Genomic DNA, 234 nt, shown 5'->3' on the forward strand with positions numbered 1-234 from the left:
AGGCGTTCTCGAAACCGAGCGCGCCGAGCAGGGTGATGTCCTGCTTTGCCAGGATCTCCTTCAACTCGGCGAGCAATGTTTCGCGCGGCGGCATATCGGTACGGTGAAACTGGTTGACCCACAGCGTGCCGGAATAATCCACATAGACGTCGATGTTGTTGGCTGCGAGCGCCTGGAAAATCACGCTGGAGCCGAGGCCTTCGCGCGTCAAGGCCTGCAATCCCGCCGCCTGCA

At 60.7% G+C, this 234-nt stretch carries 1 protein-coding gene; it reads right to left on the reverse strand.

What is annotated here, in order from left to right:
* Window positions 1–234 (reverse strand): glycine betaine ABC transporter substrate-binding protein (locus FNJ47_RS55785; RefSeq protein ID WP_283811417.1); only part of this gene is annotated, 234 nt, incomplete at both ends.

Origin of the sequence: Bradyrhizobium uaiense (genome assembly GCF_010811875.1) — a bacterium.
Lineage (GTDB): Bacteria > Pseudomonadota > Alphaproteobacteria > Rhizobiales > Xanthobacteraceae > Bradyrhizobium > Bradyrhizobium uaiense.